General features: G+C 29.6%; 1 protein-coding gene. It reads right to left on the bottom strand.

Annotation, left to right across the window (positions count from 1 at the left end; genetic code table 11):
* Nucleotides 1–287: 287 nt before the first annotated feature.
* The coding region (locus IE142_RS40025) for a peptidoglycan bridge formation glycyltransferase FemA/FemB family protein (protein ID WP_191889472.1) at nt 288–608 on the bottom strand (321 nt) is incomplete at its 5' end.

Raw genomic sequence — 608 nt, 5'->3', positions numbered from 1 at the left:
TTTAGTTTACATAATGTTTTTATAATCTTCTCACCGCACTAAAAGAATTACATTTAAAGCATTTTAGTATTACAAAATTATAATTCGTATATAAAAAATATATTGACGAGCATTATTGTATAGTTTTCATAATATGCTATGATTAAATATGTAGGGAGCAACATGAATTTTCATCCTAGACTCAAACATCCTACGCCGAGTGCTTTAGAGTACACAATCCTTCTCTAAAGCTAAACGAGCAGATTGGATATCTCAATCTGCTCGTCATATACTTGTATCATTTATTTTTACTTTTTCAATTTATTACGTATGCGATCTAATGTATTGAATAACCAATATTTCACTTTATTGATTGGTTTATAGAAATCACCGATTAATTCCTCAATCCTAACATTAAAACCTCTCTTAAAGCGATAAACACCATAGTCTTCACTGTTTTCAGTAAAATCACCTGATAAGCCATAGAAATTATATCTATCATAACCGTTATCAAAACAATAATTAATCATGTGCCAATGCATTGCATATGGTCCCATATATTGATTATATTTTTCTGAAGACCCTCCAGAGAAATAGTTCACTTCATATGCATTAGCAAAGTATACTCC

Origin of the sequence: Streptomyces mutabilis (genome assembly GCF_014649815.1) — a bacterium.
GTDB lineage: Bacteria > Actinomycetota > Actinomycetes > Streptomycetales > Streptomycetaceae > Streptomyces > Streptomyces mutabilis.
This window is presented reverse-complemented; position numbering and strand designations above follow the sequence as displayed.